The following is a 3,943-nucleotide window of genomic DNA, read 5'->3' on the forward strand; positions in this document are numbered from 1 at the left end:
AAGCTGGATGAACAGTTTACCGATACCTTCGGTCAGGAGGATGCCGCCCGCCAGAAGCAACTGAAACAGGCCCTGCTGAAAAAACGCCGCAGTGCCCAGAATCGCATTGACGAAAATACCCGTCATCTGGTCGAGCATTTTATAACCGGCGTGAAGTCCCGGGGTTTTAAAGGGCTGCTGGTGTGTGATGGCCGCAATATGGCCGTACGCTACAAAGATACCCTCGACGCCCTGATGGCTGAACGGGCCGCTGCTGGCCTGGAAACCTTCGAGAGCCGTGTGGTGATCTCGCTGGGGGGTATTACCGAGAACCGTACCGGCATTGATCAGGAGCAGGCCGTTGCCGATGCGGCCGGACGGTATGACATCAAGGGAAAGCTCCAGACCATTGAGGAGCGGGTGCGGGATGAAATCAAGGCCGGTAAGGCTCCCGTGGCCGTGCCCACGGAAGATATTCCCAAACTGGTGAACGAAACCTTCAAGAAACCCTACGGTGACGAAGCTGAGAATGATGATCAGGTGGTGCGCTTCTGCAATATCGGGCTGCTGATTGTCTCCGACATGCTGCTCACCGGCTGGGATGCCCCCATCGTCAGCACCCTTTACCTCGACAAGCCCCTGAAAGAGCACACCCTGCTGCAGGCCATTGCCCGGGTGAACCGAACCCGCAAGGGCAAGAACGCCGGGTATATTGTTGACTACTTCGGTGTGGTGGATCATCTCGATCAGGCGCTGTCGATTTACAGCGGGGATGATACCAAAATCACCAGTGACCAGATCTGGACGGATATTGAAAGCGAGCTGCCCCGTCTGGAAATGGCTCTGCAGAAACTGCTGGGTATCCTGCCCCGCATGCACGACCTGCTCACCCAGCCCGAACCCTACAAGGAAGATGCCGATCTCTTTCTTGACCCGGACACCCGCCCGGATGCCGTGGATGAGTTTCTCGCGGCGTTCAAGGCATTCAATGCCCGACTGGACATAGTGCTGCCCGATGAACGCGGTGCCCGTTACAAGCCGTTTTTCAAAGTGCTGGGGGAAATCAAACTGGCACTGCGCCACAAACTGCCAGACGACGCCCACAAAGGCCCGCTGAACCAGCTTGAGTCTGCGTTACTGCAACAGCTTCTGGATGAACATATTGAAGCCGATGAAGTGCGCAGCCTGCTGGGCAGGGAGGTGTCGATTCTGGATGCCAACGATATGGAACGCCTGCGCAAGCTGAAAAGCCTGGGCAGTCAGGCGCTGACCATGAAAAACCAGCTCAAGCACACCATCGCCACGGGCAAGCAGAAGAATCCGGGGTTCTTTGAACCGCTGGAGGAAGCCCTGAAAAAGCTGATTGAAGACGAAAAAGAAAAACGCATTGAGCAGGCCGAGTTTCTCCGGCAACTGGAGCTGTTCAGCCAGAAAGTGCGGGACAAGGCGGCCGGTGCTCGCCATGCCGGGTTTGCTGATCCGGCACAGGTGGCAGTGTTCGATTATCTCAATGACAGGCTGGGCAAGAGCGGCGAAGGCGAAAGCCAGACCAGCGCCCGCCAGTGGACGGAAGCCCTGTTTGCCGACGGCGCTATTCAGGCGGTACTGGCCAGCCCGATCTGGAAGGACAAAACCGAGATTCACAAGGAACTGCAGAAGCTGATCCGCAAGCGCCTGAGAGCGGTAGCCGGATGGGATATGAAGACGGCCAAGCAACATGCGACTAGCCTGTTCGACATTTTGCTGAAGAACTGACGGAGCGCAGCGCTCATGCCGGTGTATCGTTACGGTGCCACGACCATTGACTGGGAATTTCAGGAAGACCCCAGGCTCAAACGCCATTACGTGACTGTTGAGCGGGGCAAGCCTGTGCTGCTGCGTGGGCCGTCTGTGCCAGAGGATGAGCAGGTTGAACTGATCCGCTACCGTGCCCGCTGGATCAAGCAGCGACTGGAAGAAGTGAATCAGCCTCTGAAACCGGAACTGGTGACCGGCAGTCGTCTGCCTTACCGGGGCAAAACATGGTATTGCCATGTGCAGCCTGCTCTGGAACTCAGTCAGCCGCGCATCATGTTTCGCAACAGCCGTTTTTATATTCAGTCCCCGGAAGGTGGCAGTATTTCCAAGCAGGCGCTGAAAGAAGCCAGGAATCAGTTCTACCGCGACCGGGCAAAAGATAAATTGTTTCCCCGCATTCGGCACTGGCAGCGTCAGACGGGCTTACAGGCGCTCTCAGCGCGTCTGCACGCTTTTCGGGGGCGCTGGGCCAGTTGTACTGATGAAAACATACTGGAGTTCCACCCCCGCTGTATGGAACTGTCACCCTCGGTGCTGGACTATGTGATTGTTCATGAGTTGTGTCACACCGTGGAGAAGAACCACAGTAAGGCTTTCTGGCTGCTGGTGGAGAAACACTACCCCGGCTGGCAGCGTTGCCATGCTGAGATTGAACGATTGGGGGTTGAGGTGTGATATGCCTTTAAAAACGGGCAGGGAGGTGCCCTTGACACTTTTTGCAAGCTGCGGATGATCGCAAAGGGTACGTCAGAGTTATACGCCTCGCGTGCATCATAACTAAAACAGAAAAGCTGGTGGCTGTATGAGTTTTAAAGGGATCGTTATTCAGTGGGATCACGGCAAAGAAGTTATTCAATTTGATCCGGACAACCCAATGTCGGTTACTGATGTGACGAAGACTTCTGAGCGTTGGGAGGAGGAGTCGAAGACAGTCACTTATAAGGTCGAATCACGGTGTCGTGAGGCGTCTGGCAGGTACCACATTGCCCTTGAGTACAAAAAAGAAGATAACCCAGAGGTAGGGCCTTTCTGGGGTACATTAAAAATTGATCTGAAGAAAGGCGCGAGAACAGGAAAGGCAGTGTGGCAAGGTTCACACGATAAAAAGCCGAATGAGCCTGCTGAATGGAGTCGTCTGGATAGGTCTGTTCTCGGTGAAGGGCGACAGATTGAAGTGAACACCACCAAGTGGTATCGAATGCAAAGCACTTTTCGGCAAGAGCTTCTCGCGATGGGAGCTGTTCAGTGTGCCATTTCTGGAGAAACCACAGAGGCTGCTTTAGAAGCTGCCCATATTGTCGGTGTCACCAATGGCGGTAGAGAAAGTGTTTGCAATGGCATTCTCTTGAGGGTGGATTTGCACCGCTTGTATGACGCAGGCAAATTCAAGATAGAGCGGGATGGCACTCTCACTATTACCGGTGATGGGTTGTCTGATGACTATCGAGAGCTGCTAAGCAACAAGACTATTGATAAAAAGGTCATGAGTCGGATTCGTGAAGCCCTACAAGAGAAAGAGCGACTTGAAGCAAACTGATCTTTCCCAGTAAATCGAAAACGCATTATAGGATGCAGCGCCGCCCGTTATGCGGTCGGCCTGCCCCATAATGGCTGTATCAAGTAAATGAATTACCTTGTTGTCGTTAAAGGTATCGTGATGCAACTTCCCAAATGACCCGCTCACAGGCACTTATCATCCTGCTGATGCACCGCTATCTTCAGTTTGAATATCGTTTAACGTTGTTAAGGGTATGTGTGAGCAATCAAACTTTAACCTGTTCGAACTGAGCCTTTCCGCCAAACCGCCAGCGTACACGGAAGGCGGAGCCGCCTGTCATGCGATCAGCCTGTTCCATAATGGCAGGCCACCATCGCACAAGGTTGTGTGATTTGTCCCAATACTTCTGCTTCGCCCATTGCTTGTCGAGAAAAAAGACTGTCAATCCACTTTCGCGTAATGCCTGCTTTTCTGCAGAACCTTTTGCGAAGCGATCCTGAGAGATGATGACCCATGCTTTTTCAGACGATAAATCTGTGATCCAGTCAATGTCTGGGGTGTTGGCATCGAACAAATCACAGAGCGGCCAGACCTCGATGTTTTTATAGGGACGACAAAGCTCTTCTATAGCCCGTGCCAGTTGAGGGGGAAGGTTGTTATCAATGAGGT

Annotated in this window: 4 protein-coding genes; 3 read left to right on the forward strand and 1 reads right to left on the reverse strand. The window is 53.4% G+C overall.

Going from position 1 to position 3,943, the window contains the following annotated elements; translation table 11 throughout:
* From E1189_RS03795 to E1189_RS03805, 3 genes are all read left to right on the forward strand, one after another.
* Positions 1 to 1,734: type I restriction enzyme subunit R domain-containing protein (locus E1189_RS03795; protein ID WP_155158742.1), on the forward strand; the 1,734-nt coding region annotated here is incomplete at its 5' end.
* A 15-nt stretch (positions 1,735 to 1,749) separates the two neighbouring features.
* Positions 1,750 to 2,451 carry a M48 family metallopeptidase gene (locus E1189_RS03800; RefSeq protein ID WP_155158740.1) on the forward strand — a complete coding sequence of 234 codons (702 nt, stop codon included), beginning with the start codon at positions 1,750 to 1,752 and terminating at the stop codon, positions 2,449 to 2,451.
* A gap of 127 nt (positions 2,452 to 2,578) precedes the next feature.
* Positions 2,579 to 3,313 carry an HNH endonuclease signature motif containing protein gene (locus tag E1189_RS03805; RefSeq protein WP_155158741.1) on the forward strand — a complete coding sequence of 245 codons (735 nt, stop codon included), beginning with the start codon at positions 2,579 to 2,581 and terminating at the stop codon, positions 3,311 to 3,313.
* A gap of 226 nt (positions 3,314 to 3,539) precedes the next feature.
* Here E1189_RS03805 and E1189_RS23480 read toward each other — a convergent pair.
* Positions 3,540 to 3,943, reverse strand: a 404-nt coding sequence (locus E1189_RS23480) for a PIN-like domain-containing protein (protein WP_196221169.1), incomplete at its 5' end; no start/stop codon positions are given.

This window comes from Parendozoicomonas verongulae, assembly GCF_009711465.1.
GTDB classification, from domain to species: Bacteria; Pseudomonadota; Gammaproteobacteria; order Pseudomonadales; family Endozoicomonadaceae; genus Sansalvadorimonas; species Sansalvadorimonas verongulae.